This is a genomic window from Variovorax sp. PDC80 (assembly GCF_900115375.1).
Lineage (GTDB): Bacteria > Pseudomonadota > Gammaproteobacteria > Burkholderiales > Burkholderiaceae_C > Variovorax.
In genome coordinates this window covers 24,982-45,184 of sequence record NZ_FOWG01000017.1, presented here as the reverse complement: position 1 = coordinate 45,184, position 20,203 = coordinate 24,982, and the positions used below count along the sequence as shown (strand labels likewise).

Sequence of the window (20,203 nt, the reverse complement as noted above, 5' to 3'; positions counted from 1 at the left end):
CGGGGCCGCGCGCGTTCCTAGCATCCCGTCTTTTGCACGGGAGGTGGGCGATGGAACCGAGGGTCATGGCGCTGCTGTTCGCGGCCGGCGTGGTGGGCGGCGTGGTCAATGCGATCGCGGGCGGCGCCACGCTGATCACCTTCCCGGCCATGCTCGCGGCCGGCCTTCCGCCGGTGGTGGCCAATGCATCGAATGCGGTCGCGATCTCGCCGGGCCATCTGCTCGCCGCGGTGGCCGATCGCGAGAAGCTGCCCGCGGCCGACCACCGGCTCGCGCTCTCGCTGGCCGCCGCCACGCTGGGCGGCATCGCGGGCGCGCTGCTGCTGCTCGCGCTGCCCGAGGCCGCGTTCCTGCAGCCGGTGCCGCTGCTGATCGGCCTCGCGACCGCGCTGTTCGCGTTCGCGCCGCGGATCCAGGCCTGGGCCGCGCGGCGGCGCGAGGGCGCGGCGCCGAATGCGCTCGCGGGCACGGCCGCGCTCACGGCCGTCTCGGTCTATGGCGGCTTCTTCGGTGCGGGACTCGGCGTGATGCTCAGCGCGCTGCTGGCGATCGAGGACCCCGACGACATCCGGCGCGTGAAGGTGATGAAGAACCTGCTGGCCACGGCCGTCAGCCTGGCGGCCATCGTGATTTTCATCGCGCGCGGCACGGTGCACTGGCAGGCCACGCTCGCGATGCTCGCGGGCGCGCTGCCCGGCGGCTGGGCCGGCGGTCAGCTGGTGCGGGTGCTGCCCGCCCGGGCGGTGCGGCGCGTGGTGATCGCGGCCGGCCTCTTCATGAGCGCGTACTACGCGGCGCGGATCTGGTTCTGAAGCCGCGGCTTCAGTCGATCAGCTGCGCCTTCATCGCGTAGTAGGTCAGGTCGCTGTTGGTGTTGAGGTGCAGCTTCTCGAGCAGCCGCGTGCGGTAGGTGCTCACGGTCTTGACCGACAGCGACAGCGCATCGCCGATGCTGCCCACCGATTCGCCCTTGGCGAGCTTGAGGAACACCTGGAACTCGCGCTCCGACAGGTGCTTGTGCGGCGGCGCGTCGTCCTTGCGGTCGAGCTGGTTGGCGAGGATCTCGGCCACCGAGGGCGTGATGTAGCGCCGGCCCAGCGCCACGGTGCGGATCGCGTTGGCGATCTCCTCGGGCTCGCAGTCCTTGTTGAGGTAGCCCGAGGCACCCTGGCGGATCAGGTTCACCGCGTAGTGCTCCTCGGGGTAGGCGCTCAGCACGAGGATGCCGAGGTCGGGGGCCTTCGCGCGGATCATGCCGAGCGCGTCGATCCCGCTCTGGCCGGGCATCGAGAGGTCCATCAGCAGCACGTCGAGCTCGGTGGTGCGCACGAGGTCGATCGCCTCGCGGCCCGACGAGGCCTCGCCGGCGACGCGGAATTCCACGAAACCCGAGAACAGCGCCTTGAGGCCCTCGCGAACCACGGCATGGTCATCCACTATTCCGATCTTGATCATGATGCGTTTCTCCTGGTCCATTCACATGAGGCGCCCGGAATTCGGGCAGGGCGCAACGATGCCATAGCGAAGGCCCGTGCGGCAGGCCTCGCACCCAACACGGGCCCTTGTCCTGCACGGGAATGGAACGGCGTCTTGCGCGATCGCCGGACTGCGCCGACACGGCGCTGCCTCCGGGTGCGAAAAGGGTAGGAAGCGAGGAATTCCTTGGCGTTCGCCGCGGCCTCCCGCATGGGCCCGGCCTTCGAGTGCGCGGCGCATTCCCCGCGCCCGCACGCGGTGCCGTCCGACAGACGCATCCTCTTACGCTGGTTAGCTTGGGATGCAATCCCTTCATCCACCACACACATTCATTCGGCATCGCCCTGCCGCCTGTCGCGTCGACGTCTTGCGCCGAAGCCCCGGGTGCACGGCATTTCCGTCATCCCGACATGAACGCCACCGCCAGCACGCCCTCCGCACCTTCGGCCCCCTCCGCGAACGCACCGAGCTTCGTCGACCGCCCTTCCTCCTTGTCCTCCGATTCACCACCGTCCGCCGACCCGAACCGATTGCGCATCCTCGTGGTCGAGGACGACGCGGACGCGATGGCCACCTCGCTCGAGGCCCTGCGCGCGATCGGGCACTGGGCCACCGGCGTGCGCAGCGCCGAGTCGGCGATCACGCGCTACATGCGCGGCGCCTTCGACCTGCTGATGCTCGACGTGGGCCTGCCGGGCCTCTCGGGCAAGGACCTCGCGGCCAAGTTGATGGCGATCGAGCGCATCCCGGTGATCTTCGCCTCGGGCGAACCCGAGCCCGCGCAGCCGCCGGCCGGCAGCGTGTGGCTGCGCAAGCCCTACGCGCTCGAGGATCTGAACCGCGCACTCACGCGCGCCTGCTCGGGCCCCGTGCGCGACGCGGCCTGATCGATTGAACGGGGCCGCGCGGCCCCTTCTTTTTTCCCTCTTCCCGCTCGCCAGCCCGCGCGAGCGCACCGTCCTTCGCAACGCCCGCGCGTTGCATCGGTGTTCCATTTTTCCGGACGGCTTCTTCTCCGACAGATCGAAGCGGTGAACGCTTCGACGCAAGCACGCGCGCTTCGGGGGAAATGGATTTCTCCCCGCCTTACCGGTCTTCGGCGATGGACCCGCGAAGAGGTCCGCGCCCGGGACACCGTTCCAAGGAACCACCGTGCTTGCTGTCCACCCCCCCGCTGTCTTCGATGACACCGACGCCTATCTTTTTCGCGAAGGAACCCACGCGCGCCTGTTCGACAAGCTCGGCTGCCATCCGCACGAGGACGGCGGCGCCGACTTCGCCGTGTGGGCGCCCAATGCCGAGTCGGTCTCGGTGGTGGGCGACTGGAACGGCTGGAACGGCGATGCCGATCCGCTGAGCCCCGTGCCCGGCGACAGCGGCGTGTGGCGCGGCCATGTCGACGAAGTGCGGCCGGGCCAGACCTACAAGTACCGCATCCGCTCGCGCCAGCGCGGCCACGTCGAGGACAAGGCCGATCCCTTCGCCTTCTCGTCGGAGCTCGCGCCGGCCACCGCCTCGCGCGTGCACCGGCTCGGCGAGGGCCACGACTGGGCCGACGGCGAGTGGATGGCCACGCGCCATGCACGCAACGCGCTCGATGCGCCGATGGCCATGTACGAGGTGCACCTGGGGTCGTGGCGGCGCGAGGACGGCCAGTTCATGGGCTACCGCGCGCTGGCCCACGCACTGGCCGACTACGTGAACGACATGGGCTTCACGCACGTGGAGCTGATGCCCGTGACCGAGCATCCGTTCTACGGTTCCTGGGGCTACCAGACCACGGGCTACTTCGCGCCGACCGCGCGCTACGGCACGCCCGAGGACTTCATGTACTTCGTCGACCACCTGCACCAGCGCGGCATCGGCGTGCTGCTGGACTGGGTGCCCTCGCACTTCCCGACCGACGCGCACGGCCTCGCCTTCTTCGACGGCACGCACCTGTTCGAGCATGCCGATCCGCGCCAGGGCTTCCATCCCGAATGGAACTCGGCGATCTTCAACTACGGCCGGCCCGAGGTGCGCAGCTTCCTGGTGTCGTCGGCGCTGTTCTGGCTCGACAAGTACCACATCGACGGCCTGCGGGTAGACGCGGTGGCCTCGATGCTCTACCTCGACTACGCGCGCGGCCCGGGCGGCTGGGTGCCCAACCGCCACGGCGGGCGCGAGAACCTCGAGGCCATCGAGTTCCTGCGGACACTCAACCGCGCGGTCTACCGCGACCATCCCGACACCTTCACCGTGGCCGAGGAATCGACCGCCTGGCCGCGCGTGTCGCGCCCGATCGAGATGGACGGGCTGGGCTTCGGCCTCAAGTGGAACATGGGCTGGATGCACGACACGCTGGACTACATGCGCCACGACCCGGTGCATCGCCGCCACCACCATCACGCGCTGACCTTCTCGCTGGTCTATGCGTTTCACGAGAACTTCGTGCTGCCGCTCTCGCACGACGAGGTGGTGCACGGCAAGGGCTCGCTGATCAACAAGATGCCGGGCGACGACTGGCAGCAGTTCGCCAACCTGCGCGCGCTGCTGGCCTTCATGTGGGCGCACCCGGGCAAGAAGCTGCTGTTCATGGGCGCCGAATTCGGCCAGCGCCGCGAATGGACGCACGACGGCGAGCTCGAGTGGTGGGTCTGCGGCCTGCCGGCGCATGCCGGGCTGCAGCGCATGGTGCGGCAGCTCAACCGCGTCTACCGCGAGCAGCCGGCGCTGCACAGCCAGGACTTCACGCCCGCGGGCTTCGAATGGATCGAGGCCGACGATGCCGAGCGCAGCGTGTTCGTGTTCCTGCGCAAGCCCGCGCACGACGGCCCGCCGGTGCTGGTGGCCGTGAACATGACGCCGGTGCCGCGCACCGACCTGCTGGTCGGCGTGCCGTGCGGCGGCATCTGGCGCGAGGTGCTCAACACCGACGCCACCGAGTTCGGCGGCGCGGGCTGGGGCAACTTCGGCGAGGTCGAGGCATCGCCCGTGCGTTCGCACGGCCGGCGCCACTCGCTGAGCCTCACGCTGCCGCCGCTGTCCACCGTGATCCTGCAATCCGAGGGCCAACGATGAAGCGTGAAACCACCCCGATCGGCGCCAAGGCACCGAAGGGCAAGACCCAGACCGCGAGCGAAAGCACTCCCCTCCCCCGCACCGAGACCAAGGCCCCCGCGCGCAAGCGTTCGCTGCCGCCGCCCGAGCCGCCGCTGAGCTTCGCGCCAGCAACCGTCGCGCCCGATGTACCCGCCCCGGCCGACGGCTCCGACGGCCGCATCCGCGCGGTGATCGGCGCGGTGCTGCCCTCGGTCGACGAGGGCCGCTTCCCGGTCAAGGCCATCGTGGGCCAGCGCACGACGATCACGGCGCACTGCTTCACCGACGGCCACGACGTGCTGCGCGTGATGCTGCGCTGGCGCCCCGAGGCGCACGACGCGGTGCGCGAACTGCCGATGCGCGCGCTCGGCAACGATGTCTGGGAGGCCGCGTTCGCGCCGCCCGCGATCGGGCGCTACCTCTACAGCGTGAGCGCCTGGGTCGATTCCTTCGAGTCGTGGCGCCACGAGATGGCGCGCCGCGTGGGCGAGGACATCCGCATCGCGGCGCTCGCCGCGGCCAAGGACATCGTGGCGGCTGCGGGCCGCGCCGACGGCGCCGACCGCGAGGCGCTCGCGCGCTGGGGCGAGGAACTGGCGCGCGCCGCGGCCGATGGCGCGACCGAGCTGCGCGCGGTGCAGGCACTCGCGCTCGACGCCTCGCTGGCCGAGGTGGCGCGCCGTTATCCCGACCGCAGCCTCGCCGTGACCTCGGCCGAGCTGCCGCTGTGGGCGCAGCGCACGCGCGCGGGCTTCAGCACCTGGTACGAGCTCTTTCCGCGCTCGGCCTCGCCCGAGCCCGGCCGCCACGGCACCTTCCGCGACGTCGAGACACGGCTGCCCGCGATCGCCGCGATGGGCTTCGACGTGCTGTACATGCCACCGATCCATCCGATCGGCCGCGAGCAGCGCAAGGGCCCGAACAACACGCTGGTGGCCGGCCCCGACGACGTGGGCAGCCCCTGGGCCATCGGCGCCAAGGAAGGCGGGCACAAGGCCATCCTGCCCGCGCTCGGCACGCCCGAGGACTTCCGCCACCTGGTGCAGGCCGCGAACGCGCAGGGCATCGAGATCGCGCTCGACATCGCCTTCCAGTGCGCGCCCGACCATCCCTACGTGAAGGACCACCCCGAGTGGTTCCGCCGCCGGCCCGACGGCAGCGTGCAGTACGCGGAGAACCCGCCGAAGAAGTACCAGGACATCTACCCCTTCCACTTCGAGAGCGACGACTGGCGCGCGCTGTGGGCCGAGCTCAAGAGCGTGCTCGACCACTGGATCGGCGAGGGCGTGCGCATCTTCCGCGTCGACAACCCGCACACCAAGTCCTTCGCGTTCTGGCAGTGGGCGATCGGCGCGGTCAACCGCGAGCATCCCGAGGTGATCTTCCTGGCCGAGGCCTTCACGCGGCCGAAGGTGATGCACCGGCTCGCGAAGCTGGGCTTCACCCAGTCCTACACCTACTTCACCTGGCGCACCGGCAAGGCCGAGCTGGTCGAGTACTTCACCGAGCTGTCGAGCGGCCCGGGCGCCGACTACTTCCGCCCCAACGCCTGGCCCAACACGCCCGACATCCTGCACGAGCAGCTGCAGGCCGGCGACGCGCCGACCTACATGGCGCGGCTGGTGCTCGCGGCCACGCTCGCGGGCAGCTACGGCATCTACGGGCCGGCCTACGAGCTGCGCGAGCACCGCCCGCGCGAGCACGGCAGCGAGGAGTACCTCGACTCCGAGAAGTACCAGCTGCGGCACTGGAACCACGACGATCCCGAGAGCCTCGCGCCCTTCATCGCGCGCGTGAACCGCATCCGCCACGACAACCCCGCGCTGCAGACGCACCGCGGCGTGCGCTTCCTGCCGGTCGAGAACGACATGCTGCTGGCCTATGCGCGCGAGTCGACGCCCGAGAACGACGCGCTCGAGGCCAACGTGGTGATCGTCGCGGTCAACCTCGATCCGCACCAGGCGCAGTCGGGCTGGATCCACCTCGACCCGGCCAGCATCGGCGTCGGTCCCGACGAGGACTTCCAGGTGCACGACCTGCTCACCAACCAGCGCTACACCTGGCGCGGCCACCACCACTACGTGAAGCTCGATCCGCACAGCGTGCCCGCCCACATCCTCGTGGTGCGCCGGCGCGTGCGCAGCGAGCGCGATTTCGATTACTTCCTCTGAGGGAGAGAGCGATGAATGCACCCGTTTCGCGCATCGCGCTGGAAACCGTCGAGATCGACAACAGCGACGATCCGCTGTGGTACCGCGATGCGGTGATCTACCAGCTCAACGTCAAGGCCTTCTTCGACACCAACAACGATGGCGTCGGCGACTTCAAGGGCGTGACCGCGAAGCTCGACTACGTGAAGGAGCTGGGCGTCAACACGATCTGGCTGATGCCCTTCTATCCCTCGCCGCTGCGCGACGACGGCTACGACATCTCGGCCTACGAGGACGTGAACCCGCAGTTCGGCACGCTCGACGACTTCCGCGAGATGCTCGACGAGGCGCACAAGCGCGGGCTGCGCGTGATCACCGAGCTGGTCATCAACCACACCTCGAGCGAGCACCCGTGGTTCCAGGCCGCGCGCAAGGCGCCGCCGGGCTCGCCCGAGCGCGACTTCTACGTCTGGAGCGACACCGACCAGCTCTACCAGGGCACGCGGATCATCTTCACCGACACCGAGACCTCGAACTGGTCGTGGGACCCGGTGGCCAAGGCCTACTACTGGCATCGCTTCTTCAGCCACCAGCCCGACCTGAACTTCGACAACCCGGCGGTGCTGGAGGCGGTGCTCAAGGTCATGCGTTTCTGGCTCGACATGGGCGTGGACGGCTTCCGGCTCGACGCCATCCCCTACCTGGTGGAGCGCGACGGCACCAGCAACGAGAACCTGCCCGAGACGCACGCGGTGATCAAGAAGCTGCGCGCGGCGATCGACGCCGAGTACAAGAACCGCTTCCTGCTGGCCGAGGCCAACATGTGGCCCGAGGACGTGCGCGAGTACTTCGGCGACGGCGACGAGTGCCACATGGCCTACCACTTCCCGCTGATGCCGCGCATGTACATGGCGATCGCGCAGGAGGACCGGCACCCGGTGGTCGAGATCCTGCAGCAGACGCCCGACATCCCCGAGGGCTGCCAGTGGGCGATCTTCCTGCGCAACCACGACGAGCTCACGCTCGAGATGGTGACCAGCAAGGAGCGCGACTACATGTACAACATGTACGCGGCCGATCAGCGCGCGCGCATCAACCTCGGCATCCGCCGGCGGCTGGCGCCGCTGATGGAGAACGACCTCGACCGCGTGAAGCTCATGAACGGCATGCTGCTGTCGATGCCGGGTTCGCCGATCATCTACTACGGCGACGAGATCGGCATGGGCGACAACGTGTTCGTCGGCGACCGCAACGGCGTGCGCACGCCGATGCAGTGGAGCCCCGACCGCAACGCCGGCTTCTCGCGCGCCGACCCGCAGCGCCTGTACCTGCAGCCGATCATGGACGCCATGTTCGGCTACGAGGCGCTCAACGTGGAGGCGCAGGCGCGCGACGCGAGCTCGCTGCTGAACTGGACCCGCCGCATGCTCGCGGTGCGCAAGACCAGCCATGCCTTCGGGCGCGGCCGGCGCCGCTTCCTCAAGCCCGGCAACCGCAAGATCCTGGCCTATGTCAGCGAGTACGACGACGACATCATCCTGACGGTGTTCAACCTGTCGCGCGCGGCGCAGCCAGTCGAGCTCGACCTCGCGGCCTTCAAGGGCCGGGTGCCGGTGGAGATGCTCGGGCGCGCGCCGTTCCCGCCGATCGGCGAGCTGCCCTACCTGCTCACGCTGGCCTCGTACGGCTTCTACTGGTTCAAGCTCACGCTCGATGCCGAGATGCCGGTGTGGCACCAGGAGGGCGTGGCGCTGCAGGAGCAGCCGACGCTGGTGCTGTTCGACGGCTGGGACAGCTTCTTCCGCGAGCGCGTGATGCCGTGGCGCATCGGCATGGCCGAGCGCATGCGCACGCAGTTCGAGACCGACACGCTGCCGCGCCACATCGAGATCCAGCGCTGGTATGCCTCCAAGGGCGAGACCATCGAGCGTGCGCGGCTGGCCGACCACGCGGTGTGGGAGGACGGCGCCGACCGCTACCTGCTGCCGCTGTTCGACCTCGAGGGCCCGCGCGAGAGCGCCACCTACTTCATGCCGCTGACCCTGGCCTGGGAGGAGCGCGAGGAGGAACGCATGAACCGCCTGGCGCAGGCCGGCCTCGCGAAGGTGCGCCAGCAGGCCCAGGTGGGACTGATGGGCGACGCCTTCTACGACGAGCCCTTCTGCCGCGCGCTGGTGCGCACCATCGCGCAGGGACTGGAGCTGCCCACGGCCGCGGGCCGGCTGCACTTCCGTCCCACGGCGGCGTTCGCGAAGCTCGGGCTGGATATCGATGCACTGCCGGTGGGCCGGCCGAGTGCGCAGAGCAGCAACACGGTGGTGACGCTCAACGACACGCTGTTCCTCAAGGGCTACCGCCGGGTGCGCTGGGGCATCAACCCCGAGCTCGAGATGGGCCGCTTCCTGACCGACGTGGTGCAGTACGCCAACTGCGTGCCGGTGCTCGGCGCGCTCGAGTACGTGGGCAACGACGGCCGGGTGATGGCGCTCGCGATGGTGCAGTCGTACATGGCGAACCAGGGCGACGGCTGGACCTTCACGCGCGACTACGTCGAGCGCTACCTCGAGGAGCTGCGCACCGCGCCGGCCGACGCGCTGGCGCCGGCCGATGCGCACGGCGGCTTCGTGGCGCTGGCCGCGACGCTGGGCCAGCGCACCGCCGAGCTGCACCTCGCGCTGGCGCGCCGCACCGGCGACCCGGCCTTCGATCCCGAGCCCACGAGCGCGGCCGATGCCACGGCGCTGCAGACGCATGCGCAGGCCGAGGTCGACACCACGCTGGCGCTGCTGCAGCAGCGGCTGGGCCAGCTGAGCGACCCGGTGCGCGAGCAGGCGCAGCAGCTGCTGGGCCTGCGCGAGGCGCTGCACGCGGCGGTGGCCGCCAGCGTGCCCGCGCAGGGCGGCGGCCTCAAGACCCGCTACCACGGCGACTACCACCTGGGCCAGGTGCTGGTGAGCGGCAACGACTTCGTGATCATCGATTTCGAGGGCGAGCCCGCGCGCGACTTCGAGGAGCGCCGCGCCAAGGCCTCGCCGCTGCGCGACGTGGCGGGCATGCTGCGCTCGTTCAACTACGCACGCTGGACCGCGCTGCGGCGCGTGGCGCAGAACGCCGAGGAGGCCGCGCGCCTCGATGCCGCGGTGCGCGACTGGGAGCGCGTGACGCGCGACGCCTTCCTCTCGGCCTACACCGGCACGCTGGCCGGCGCGGCCGAGGCGGTGCCGGCCGATGCCGGGCTGCTGCGCCTGTTCGAGATCGAGAAGGCGCTCTACGAACTGCGCTATGAGCTCAACAACCGCAACGACTGGGTCGAGGTGCCGCTGCACGGCCTGCTCGCCCTCGTTGCGCCGAACCATTCCACCGCGCGCTGACGCGACGGTCCACAGAAGGAGGAACTCATCATGGACAACTTCGGCTTCCACCTGGAACCCCTGCGCGCGATCCTCTACCAGATCGGCGCCTACCTGCCGCGGCTGCTGGTCGCGCTGGTGGTCGTGTTCGCGGGCTGGCTGATCGCCAAGGTGGTGCGCTTCGCGGTCATCAAGGCGCTGCGCGCGTTCAACTTCAACGTGCTGACCGAGCGCTCGGGGCTGGACAACTTCTGGCGCCAGGGCGGGCTCACGAGCGACACCTCGGCCATCATCGGCGTGCTGTTCTACTGGCTCGTGATCCTGGCCGCGCTGCTGATCGCCTTCAACGGGCTGGGGCTGAGCTACATCGCCGACCTGCTGGGGCGCGCGGTCTGGTTCGTGCCCAACATCTTCATCGCGCTGCTGGTGCTGGCCTTCGGCGCCTACTTCGCGCGCTTCGTCGGCGGCGCCGTGCAGACCTACTGCCGCAATGCCGGCATGCAGGACGGCCAGCTGCTGGGCAAGGCCGCGCAGTACGCGGTGATGGTGTTCGTGGTGCTGATCGCGCTCGACCAGGTGAAGGTGGGCGGCGACATCGTGCGCGAGACCTTCCTCGTGATGCTCGCCGGCATCGTTCTTGCTCTTGCACTGGCCTTCGGCCTCGCGGGCAAGGACTGGGCGGCCGAGCGCATCGAGCACTGGTGGCCGCGCGAACGCCCGCGCGGTTCTGGCGTGCCGGCGCGCACGCCGGTGACGCCGACCACGCCGGTCACGCCCGTCACACCGACAACGCCTGCCGCCACCGGCACCGAAAGCGCCCCGGCACCCGCCGTGCGCCAGCCCGTGGCACCACGCAGCGACCACGCGCCGGGCCCGTACGACAGCGGCGAGCGCTGGCCGCCACCGCGCTGAACGCGGCCATCGGCACTTCGACCTTTTTCGTGTTTCCCGACCCCGACCGATTCCTCGCATTGACCCATTCATGAAGAAGGCCACCTACAGCCCCATCTCCGCCGTCTGGCCCGGCGAGCCCTATCCGCGCGGCGCGACCTGGGACGGCCAGGGCGTGAACTTCGCGCTGTTCACGCAGCATGCGCACAAGGTCGAGCTGTGCCTGTTCGACGAGAGCGGCCGGCGCGAGCTGCAGCGCATCGAGCTGCGCGACCGCACCGACGACGTGTGGCACTGCTACCTGCCCGAGGCGCGCCCCGGCCTGGCCTACGGCTACCGCGTGCACGGCCCCTACAAGCCCGAGGAGGGCCACCGCTTCAATCCGCACAAGCTGCTGGTCGACCCCTATGCCAAGGACCTCGTGGGCTCGCTGCGCTGGGGCGACGCGCTCTACGGCTACACCGTGGGCGGCCGGCGCGAGGACCTGTCCTTCGACCGCCGCGACAGCGCGCCGCTGATGCCCAAGAGCCGCGTGCTCGAGACCGCCTTCACCTGGGGCGAGGACCGCCGGCCGTCGATCCCCTGGCAGGACATGGTGATCTACGAGCTGCACGTGCGCGGCTTCACGATGCAGCATCCCGAGGTACCGCCGCAGCTGCGCGGCACCTACGCGGGCCTGGGCTGCGCGCCGGTGATCGACCACCTGCGCCGCCTGGGCGTGACCACGGTCGAGCTGCTGCCGGTGCACGGCTTCCTCAACGATCGCCACCTGGCCGAGCGCGGCCTGCAGAACTACTGGGGCTACAACACGCTGACCTACTTCGCGCCCGAGATGCGCTACAGCGCCTCGGGCAAGGTGAAGGAGTTCAAGACCCTGGTCAAGACCCTGCACTCGGCCGGCATCGAGGTGATCCTCGACGTGGTCTACAACCACAGCTGCGAGGGCAACCAGCTCGGGCCCACGCTGTCGATGCGCGGCGTGGACAACGCCTCCTACTACATCCTCAACGGCGACCAGCGCCGCTACTACGACGACTTCACGGGCTGCGGCAACACCGTCAACCTCGAGCATCCGCGCGCGCTGCAGCTGGTGATGGACTCGCTGCGCTACTGGGTCGAGGAGATGCACGTCGACGGCTTCCGCTTCGACCTGGCCTCGGCGCTGGCGCGCGAGTCGGGCCGGGTCGAGAACCTCGGCGGCTTCTTCGACGCGATCCGCCAGGACCCGACCTTGAGCCGCGTGAAGCTGATCGCCGAGCCCTGGGACCTGGGCCATGGCGGCTACCAGGTCGGCAACTTCCCGCTCGGCTGGGCCGAGTGGAACGACCGCTACCGCGACGGCATGCGCGGCTTCTGGAAGGGCGACGCGGGCGTCACCGGCGAGATGGCGCAGCGCCTCACGGGCTCGCAGGACCTCTATGGCTGGTCGGGCAAGCGGCCGTTCGCGAGCATCAACTTCGTGACCGCGCACGACGGTTTCAACCTCGAAGACCTGGTCTCCTACAACGACAAGCACAACGAGGCCAACGGCGAAGAGAACCGCGACGGCAGCAACCACAACGTGTCGTGGAACTGCGGCGCCGAGGGCCCGACCGACGATGCCGAGGTGAACGCGCTGCGCGCGCGGCAGAAGCGCAACCTGCTGGCCACCCTGCTGCTGTCGCAGGGCGTGCCGATGCTGCTGGCGGGCGACGAGCGCGGCCACAGCCAGAACGGCAACAACAACGCCTACTGCCAGGACAACGCATTGAGCTGGATCGACTGGAGCGACACGCCCGAGCGCAGCGCGCTCACGCGCTTCGTGCAACGCGCCATCGCGCTGCGGCGCCGGCATCCGGCGTTCCGCCGTCGCAGCTTCTTCGAGGGCCGCGTGCCCGAGGGGCAGTCGGCCAAGGACATCTGCTGGCTGCGCCCCGACGGCGAAGAGATGAGCTCCGAGGACTGGAACACCGACCACGTGCGCTGCCTCGCGGCGCTGGTCTCGGGCAGCGCCCTGCCCGACCGCGGGCCGCGCGGCGAGACGCTGCGCGACGACGACTTCCTGCTGCTGCTCAACGCGCACCACGACGCGATCCCGTTCCAGCTGCCGCCGAGCGCGGCGCCCTGGCGCGTGCTGCTCGACACCACGAAGGACGATGGCGCCGGCGAGGCAGGAAAGCTGGAGGGCGCCACCTATGCGCTGCCGAGCCGCTCGCTGGTGCTGCTGGGACGAGAGAACACGGGAGCTTCCGAATGAACGATGCCATCTTCACGCAGCCGCGCCTACACGCGATGCCCTTCGGCGCCTTGCCGAATCCCGCCGGTGGCGTCGACTTCCGCTTCTGGGCGCCCGATGCGCCGCAGGTGCAGCTCGAGCTCGGCACCGAGGCGCATGCCATGGCGCGCGATGCCGAGGGCTGGCACCGGCTGCGGCTCGCGCAGGCGCGCGCCGGCGACCGCTACCGCTTCCGCATGCCCGACGGGCTGCAGGTGCCCGACCCGGCCTCGCGCTTCAACCCCGACGACGTGCACGGCCCGAGCGAGGTGATCGACCCCGCCGCCTACGCCTGGCGCGATGGCGGCTGGCGCGGCCGGCCCTGGTCCGAGGCCGTGATCTACGAACTGCACGTGGGCAGCTTCACGCCCGAGGGCACCTTCGACGCCACGCGCGCGCGGCTGCCCGAGCTCGCGGCACTCGGCATCACGGCCATCGAGCTGATGCCGCTCGCGGACTTCCCGGGCCGGCGCGGCTGGGGCTACGACGGTGTGCTGCCTTTCGCGCCCGATGCCATCTACGGCCGGCCCGAGGCGCTCAAGGCGCTGATCGACGAGGCCCACGCGCTCGGCATGATGGTGCTGGTCGACGTGGTCTACAACCACTTCGGGCCCGAAGGCAACTACCTGCACGCCTGCTGCCCGCAGTTCTTCAACGACGCGCACCGCACGCCCTGGGGCGCCGCGATCAACTACGACGGGCCCGGCAGCGCGACCGTGCGCGACTTCTTCATCCACAACGCGCTCTACTGGATCGAGGAGTTCCATGCCGACGGCCTGCGCATGGACGCGGTGCATGCGATCCGCGACGACTCGCCGGTGGGCATCGTGCAGGCCATCTGCGATGCGCTGCGCGAAGGCCCGGGCCGCACGCGCGAGGTGCACGTGGTGCTCGAGGAAGACCGCAACCTCGCGCATCTGCTCGAGCGCGACGCGCAGGGCCGGCCACGCATCGCCACCGCGCAGTGGAACGACGACCTGCACCATGCGGCGCACGTGCTGCTGACCGGCGAGCGCGACGGCTACTACGCCGACTATGCGCAGCAGCCGCTCGAACTGTTCGCGCGCGCGCTGGCCGAGGGCTTCGTCTACCAGGGCCAGGCCTCGGTGTTCCGCGAGGGCGAGACGCGCGGCGAGCCGAGCGCCAACCTGCCCTCGGGCGCCTTCGTGTCCTACCTGCAGACGCACGACCAGGTCGGCAACCGCGCCTTCGGCGAACGCATCGATGCGCTGGCCGACCCGGTGCTGGTGCGCGCCGCGCGCGCCTGCCTGCTGCTGTCGCCGCACACGCCGATGCTGTTCATGGGCGAGGAGTACGCGGCCGCCACGCCCTTCCCCTACTTCTGCGACTTCGGGCCCGAGCTCGCGGCCGCGGTGTCGCAGGGCCGGCGCGACGAGTTCGGCCGCTTCGCCGCCTTCGCCGACGAAGCAGCGCGCGCGGCGATCCCCGACTGCAACGCGCCCGAGAGCTTCGCGCTCGCCAAGCTCGACTGGAGCGAGCGCGAGCGCTCGCCGCACCGCGAGAACCTCGAGGGCGTGCGGCAGCTGCTGCAGCTGCGCCGCGAGCGGCTGGTGCCGCACTTCGGCGGCCGCCAGCACGGCGGCGACTACGACGTCGAGGACGACCTGCTGCGCGTGCGCTGGACGCTGTCGGACGGCACGGTGCTGCACCTGCTGGCCTGCTTCGGCGAGCATCAACATGCGGTCGACGCGCCACCGGGCGAGACGCTGCATTCGGTCGGCGCGCTCGGCGAGGCGGTGGATGCCGCGAGCGCACCCGACGAACATCCGCAACGGCTGCGCCTCGCGCGCGGCGCGGTGCATCTGAGCCTGCAGGTGTCCGATGTCGAGTGAATCCCGCGAGCCCCCCACGATCGAGGCGCTGTGCGCGCGCTTCGGCATCGACACCCGCTACCACGACGTCTTCGGCACCGAGCACCAGGCGCCGCGCGCCACGCTGCGCGCGCTGTTGTCGGCCTTCGGCGTGGCCTGGCGCGGCGACGACGACGACACGCCGGCCGCGGTGCCGCCCGAGGCCGGTGCCGTGCTGCCCGCGGTGCACGTGGTGCGCGCCGAGCAGGCGCCGTGGTCGCTGGCGCTCGATCCTGCTGTCCTGCCACCTTCGGCCGATGGCCGTCACCTTTGGCACCTGCGCGACGAGTACGGCGAGCCCAGCACGGGCGATGCGCGGATCGAGGCTGATGGCACGCTGAGCTTCGACGTCGAGCTGCAGCCCGGCTACCACCGCCTGTCGATCGAAGGCGCCGAGGGCGAAACGCTGCTGATCGCGACGCCGGGGCGCTGCTACCGCCCGCCCTCGCTCGCGCCCGAGGGCGGCGGCCGCGCCTGGGGCCTCGCGGTGCAACTGCCCGCGCTGCGCTCGCGGCGCAACTGGGGCATCGGCGACTTCGGCGATCTCTCGGAACTGGCCGCGCGCATGGCGCCGCTGGGCGTGGATGCGATCGGTCTCAATCCGCTGCATGCGCTGTTCGCCCACAACCCGCTGCATGCGAGCCCCTACAGCCCGTCGACGCGGCAACAGATCGACGCGCTCTACATCGCGGTGGAAGCGGTACCCGACTTCGCCGAGTGCGAGGAGGCGCGGCGCATGGTCGCCGAGCCCGCGTTCCAGACCCGGCTGAAGGCGCTGCGCGCCGCGCCACTGGTCGACCGCGCGGGCGTGGCGCAGGCCAAGCACGAGGTGCTGCGCTGCCTGTTCGCGCACTTCGAACGCGCACACCTGGGCCCGGACACCGAGCCCGGCAGCGATCGCGCGCGCATCTTCCGCTCCTTCGTGGCCGACCGCGGCGAGGCGCTGCACCGCCATGCGCTGTTCGAGGCGCTGCAGGCGCATTTCCATGCCGCCGACGCCTCGGTGCATGGCTGGACCGGCTGGCCCGAGGCCTATCGCGATCCGGCCTCGGAGGCGGTGGCGCAGTTCGAGCGCACGCATGCGAGCGAGCTGCACTTCCACCAGTACCTGCAGTGGCTGGCATCGATGCAGCTGGCGGAGGCCGGGGCGCGCTGCCGCGCGCTCGGCATGCGCGTGGGCCTGTACCTCGACCTCGCGATCTCGGTCGACCGCGCGGGCTCGGACGCCTGGGGTGGCCAGTCGGTGTTCGCGCTCGGCGCGAGCGTGGGCGCGCCGCCCGACGAGTTCAACCCCCAGGGCCAGGGCTGGGGCCTGCCGCCGCTGCGCGCCGACCGCTTGCGCACGAGCGGCTACCGGCTGTTCGCCGACACGCTGCGCGCCAACATGCGCCATGGCGGCGCACTGCGCATCGACCACGTGATGGGACTGATGCGGCTGTTCTGGATTCCCGAGGGCAGCTCGCCGCGCGATGGCGCCTACGTGCAGTACCCGCTCGAGGAGATGCTCGCGATCCTCACGCTCGAGAGCCACCGCCACCGCTGCATGGTGATCGGCGAGGACCTGGGCACGGTGGCGCCGCGCGTGCGCGAGGCGCTGGCCCGGGCCGACGTGCTGTCGTACCGCGTGCTCGTCTTCGAGACGCGCGGCAGCGAGTTCCTGCCGCCCGCCGATTACCCGGGCGCGGCGCTCGCGACCTTCGGCACGCACGACCTCGCGACCCTGGCCGGCTGGTGGTCGGGCCACGACCTGCGGCTGCGCGCGCAGCTCGGGCTGTTCCCCTCGCAGGAACTGTTCGAAAAGCAGCAGGCCGACCGCGCGGCACAGCGCGTGGGCCTGCTGCGCGCGCTGCACCGGCAGGGCCTGCTGTCGGCCGAGCAGATGGCCGCGGCCGCCACGGCCACGCAGCCCGATGCCGCGCTGACGGCCGCCGTGCATGCCTACATCGGTGCCACGCCCTGCACGCTCGCGATGGTGCAGCCCGAGGACCTGCTGGGCACGCTCGACCAGGCGAACCTGCCGGGCACCACCGACGAGCTGCAGCCCAACTGGCGGCGCAAGCTCGAGGCCGAGCTCGAGACCCTGGCCACGCGCGAGACGGTGCGCGCGGTGGCGGCGCGGCTGGCCGCCGAGCGGCCACGCGCGAGCCCCACGCAGGACACCGGGCAGCACGTGCCCGCGGCGCGCATTCCTCGCGCCACCTACCGGCTGCAGCTGCACCGCGACTTCGGCTTCGATGCCGCGACTGCGATCGTGCCCTATCTCGCGCGGCTGGGCATCAGCCATGTCTACTGCTCGCCGATCCAGCGCGCGCGCGCCGGCAGCATGCACGGCTACGACGTGGTCGCGCACGACCAGATCAATCCCGAGCTCGGCGGGGCCGAGGGCTTCGAACGCTTCACGCGCACCTTGCATGCGCAGGGCCTGGGGCTGCTGCTCGACATGGTGCCCAACCACATGGGCGTGTTCGGCGCCGACAACGGCTGGTGGATGGACGTGCTCGAGCACGGGCCGGCCTCCGTCTATGCGCAGCACTTCGACATCGACTGGGAGCCGCTGAACCCCGAGCTGCGCGGCAAGGTTCTGCTGCCGGTGCTCGGCGTGCCCTACGGCGAGGCGCTCGCCGAGGGCGCGCTGGTGCTGCACTTCGAGCGCGGCGAAGGTACGGCGCGCGGCGAGGCCGGCTTCGCGCTGCGCTACTACGAGCACCGCTTCCCGATCGCGCCGCGCAGCCACGCCACGGCGCTGGCGCGCGCCGCCGAACAGCTCGCGGAAGGACCGCGCGCGCGGCTGCTGGCGCTGGCCGAGGCCTGGGCGCAATGGCCGGTGCACGATGCCAGCGCCGACGATGCGCCCGCTGCCGATTCGGCCGTGCGCGAGGCGCGCTCGCGCGAGCATGCGCTGCTGAAGGCGCGGCTGGGCGAGCTCGCCGATGCGCATGCCGAGGTGGCGCAGGCGCTGGCGCAGGCCACGGCAGCCTTCAATGACGGCGGCGCGCGCGATGCGCTGCATGCGCTGATCGAGGCCCAGCACTGGCGCCTGACCTACTGGCGCGTGGCGGCCGACGAGATCAACTACCGGCGCTTCTTCGACATCAACGACCTCGCGGCACTGCGCATGGAGCGCGACGAGGTGTTCGAGGCCACGCAGTCGCTGGCGCTGGACCTCGCGGCGCAGGGCATCGTCGACGGGCTGCGCATCGACCATCCCGACGGCCTGCACGATCCGGCGCGCTACTTCCGCCAGTTGCAGGAAGGCTATGCGCGCCGCGCCGGCCTGCCGCTGGCCGGCGACGATGCGCGGGGCCGCCCGGCGCGGCCGCTGTACGTGGTGGCCGAGAAGATCGTGGCGCGCGGCGAGGAGGTGCCCGAGGACTGGCACGTGCACGGCACCACCGGCTACCGCTTCGCGAACGTGGCCAACGGCGTGCTGATCGACACCGCCGCCGCGGGACGCTTCGCGGTGCTGTGGCATCGCTTCACCGGATCGCCCGCGCACTTCGAGGCCCATGTGCGCGATGGCAAGGCGGCCGTGATGCGCCATGCGCTGGCCTCGGAGCTCTCGGTGCTGTCGAACGCGCTGCTGCGCATCGCGCGCGCCGACCGCGACACGCGCGACCACACGCTCAACACGCTGCGCCGCGCGCTCGCGGCGGTGGTGGCCTGCCTGCCGGTCTACCGCAGCTACATCGTCGACGTGCCCTCGGCACAGGACCGCCGCTTCATCGACGAAGCGGTGGCCGCGGCCGAGCGGCACTTCGGCGACGGCGACACCTCGGTCTACGAGTTCCTGCGCCAGACCCTGAGCGGCGAGGCCGTGCCCACGGCCGGCCCCGCGCTGCGCGACCGGGTGCGGCGCTTCGCGGTGCGCTTCCAGCAGTTCAGCGCGCCGGTGGCGGCCAAGGGCGTGGAAGACACGGCCTTCTACCGCTACTTTCCGCTCGCCGCGCTCAACGAAGTGGGCGGCGATCCCGACGTGTTCGGCGTCGACGTGGAGGACTTCCACGCCGCGAGCGCCGACCGCGCCGCGCGCTGGCCGCACACCATGCTCGCGACCTCGACGCACGACAACAAGCGCTCGGAGGACGTGCGCACGCGCATCGACGTGCTGTCGGAGATCCCGCGCGAATGGCGCGCCGCGCTGATGCGCTGGCGCCGGCTGCAGCAGCCGCTGCGCGAGCGCATGGCCGCCGAGGGTGCGCCGGCCGATGCGCCCTCGGGCGCCGACCTCTACCTGCTGTGCCAGACGCTGGTCGGCACGCTGCCCGCCGAAGGGCTCGAAGCCGAGGCGCTGGCCGACTACAGCGAACGCATCGTGCAGTACATGCACAAGGCCGCGCGCGAAGCCAAGCTGCGCACCGCGTGGACCCGGCCCGACGCGGGCTACGAGGACGCGCTGCGGCGCTTCGTGGAACTGACGCTCGATGCGGCGCAACCGGCCGCGTGGTGGACGGACCTGCGGGCCTTCGCGTCGCGCATCGCGCTGTTCGGGGCCTGGAACAGCCTCTCGCTGACGCTGCTGAAGTTCGCCTCGCCCGGCGTGCCCGACGTCTACCAGGGCACCGAGCTGATGCCGCTGACGCTGGTGGACCCCGACAACCGGCGCGCCGTGGACTATGCGTGCCGCGAAGACCTGCTCGAGGACTTCGAGCAGCGCGCGGCGGGCGCGCGCTCCGCCGAGAGCGTGGAGGCGTTCGCGCGCGCGCCGCACGACGGCCGCGCCAAGCTCTGGTTCGCCTGGCGGCTGCTGGCGCTGCGCCGCGCGCAGGATGCTTTCTTTCGCGATGCCGACTACCGCGGGTTGCGCGTCGAAGGACCGCTCGCGCGGCACGTGGTCGCGTTCGAGCGGCGCCACGAGGGACGCACGCTGGTGGTGGTGGCCGCGCGCTTCTTCGCGGGGCTGTGCGGCGGCATGGCCGACGAGGCCGCGCCGGTGCTGCCGGTGGGCGAGGCCTGGCGCGGCACGCGGGTGTGGCTGTCCGAGGAAGGCACGGCCGATGCGAGGGCGGGCTTCACCGAGCTGCTGACCGACGCACCGTTCGAATCGGGCAGCGAGCTCGATCTCGCACTGCTGTTCGCGCACCTGCCATGGGCCGCGCTGTGGCGCGGCGCGCCCGGCGACTGAGCCGCGCG

Annotated in this window: 10 protein-coding genes; 9 read left to right on the top strand and 1 reads right to left on the bottom strand. The window is 70.9% G+C overall.

Features of this window, described 5'->3' with window-relative positions; genetic code table 11:
• The first annotated feature begins 50 nt into the window (after window positions 1–50).
• Complete coding sequence (locus BM109_RS35415; RefSeq protein ID WP_093353779.1) at window positions 51–812, top strand: sulfite exporter TauE/SafE family protein; 762 nt, start codon at window positions 51–53, stop codon at window positions 810–812.
• A gap of 10 nt (window positions 813–822) precedes the next feature.
• Here the strand turns inward: BM109_RS35415 and BM109_RS35410 are convergent, their stop codons facing one another.
• Window positions 823–1,455, bottom strand: coding sequence for a response regulator (locus tag BM109_RS35410; protein WP_057593235.1), 633 nt, complete (start codon window positions 1,453–1,455; stop codon window positions 823–825).
• A 431-nt stretch (window positions 1,456–1,886) separates the two neighbouring features.
• On the opposite strand from BM109_RS35410, the gene BM109_RS41400 reads away from it, so the two are divergent.
• The 8 genes from BM109_RS41400 to BM109_RS35370 all read left to right on the top strand — a co-directional run bounded on the left by BM109_RS41400 (window position 1,887) and on the right by BM109_RS35370 (window position 20,195).
• Window positions 1,887–2,363: a response regulator gene (locus BM109_RS41400; RefSeq protein WP_177239547.1), complete on the top strand. Its 477-nt coding sequence runs from the start codon at window positions 1,887–1,889 to the stop codon at window positions 2,361–2,363.
• Window positions 2,364–2,628: 265 nt separating this feature from the next.
• Window positions 2,629–4,536 (top strand): 1,4-alpha-glucan branching protein GlgB, encoded by a 1,908-nt coding sequence (gene glgB / locus BM109_RS35400; RefSeq protein ID WP_093353774.1) that lies wholly within the window; start codon window positions 2,629–2,631, stop codon window positions 4,534–4,536.
• Window positions 4,533–6,728 carry an alpha-1,4-glucan--maltose-1-phosphate maltosyltransferase gene (locus BM109_RS35395; protein WP_093353772.1) on the top strand — a complete coding sequence of 732 codons (2,196 nt, stop codon included), beginning with the start codon at window positions 4,533–4,535 and terminating at the stop codon, window positions 6,726–6,728. Before glgB ends, BM109_RS35395 begins: the two co-directional genes overlap by 4 nt.
• Before the next feature lie 11 nt (window positions 6,729–6,739).
• Complete coding sequence (gene treS / locus BM109_RS35390; protein ID WP_093353769.1) at window positions 6,740–10,078, top strand: maltose alpha-D-glucosyltransferase; 3,339 nt, start codon at window positions 6,740–6,742, stop codon at window positions 10,076–10,078.
• Between the two features lie 30 nt (window positions 10,079–10,108).
• Window positions 10,109–10,969 (top strand): mechanosensitive ion channel family protein, encoded by an 861-nt coding sequence (locus tag BM109_RS35385; RefSeq protein WP_093353767.1) that lies wholly within the window; start codon window positions 10,109–10,111, stop codon window positions 10,967–10,969.
• Between the two features lie 70 nt (window positions 10,970–11,039).
• Complete coding sequence (gene glgX / locus BM109_RS35380; protein ID WP_093353764.1) at window positions 11,040–13,184, top strand: glycogen debranching protein GlgX; 2,145 nt, start codon at window positions 11,040–11,042, stop codon at window positions 13,182–13,184.
• Window positions 13,181–15,055, top strand: coding sequence for a malto-oligosyltrehalose trehalohydrolase (treZ, locus tag BM109_RS35375; protein WP_218159443.1), 1,875 nt, complete (start codon window positions 13,181–13,183; stop codon window positions 15,053–15,055). The genes glgX and treZ overlap by 4 nt, the downstream gene beginning before the upstream one ends.
• Window positions 15,045–20,195: a malto-oligosyltrehalose synthase gene (locus BM109_RS35370; RefSeq protein ID WP_093353762.1), complete on the top strand. Its 5,151-nt coding sequence runs from the start codon at window positions 15,045–15,047 to the stop codon at window positions 20,193–20,195. The genes treZ and BM109_RS35370 overlap by 11 nt, the downstream gene beginning before the upstream one ends.
• Window positions 20,196–20,203 lie beyond the last annotated feature (8 nt).

Coding starts and splice junctions, on each gene's coding strand:
- BM109_RS35415 (WP_093353779.1), top strand. CDS start 51: ATGGAACCGAGGGTCATGGCGCTGCTGTTCGCGGCCGGCGTGGTGGGC.
- BM109_RS35410 (WP_057593235.1), bottom strand. CDS start 1,455: ATGATCAAGATCGGAATAGTGGATGACCATGCCGTGGTTCGCGAGGGC.
- BM109_RS41400 (WP_177239547.1), top strand. CDS start 1,887: ATGAACGCCACCGCCAGCACGCCCTCCGCACCTTCGGCCCCCTCCGCG.
- BM109_RS35395 (WP_093353772.1), top strand. CDS start 4,533: ATGAAGCGTGAAACCACCCCGATCGGCGCCAAGGCACCGAAGGGCAAG.
- treS (WP_093353769.1), top strand. CDS start 6,740: ATGAATGCACCCGTTTCGCGCATCGCGCTGGAAACCGTCGAGATCGAC.
- BM109_RS35385 (WP_093353767.1), top strand. CDS start 10,109: ATGGACAACTTCGGCTTCCACCTGGAACCCCTGCGCGCGATCCTCTAC.
- glgX (WP_093353764.1), top strand. CDS start 11,040: ATGAAGAAGGCCACCTACAGCCCCATCTCCGCCGTCTGGCCCGGCGAG.
- treZ (WP_218159443.1), top strand. CDS start 13,181: ATGAACGATGCCATCTTCACGCAGCCGCGCCTACACGCGATGCCCTTC.
- BM109_RS35370 (WP_093353762.1), top strand. CDS start 15,045: ATGTCGAGTGAATCCCGCGAGCCCCCCACGATCGAGGCGCTGTGCGCG.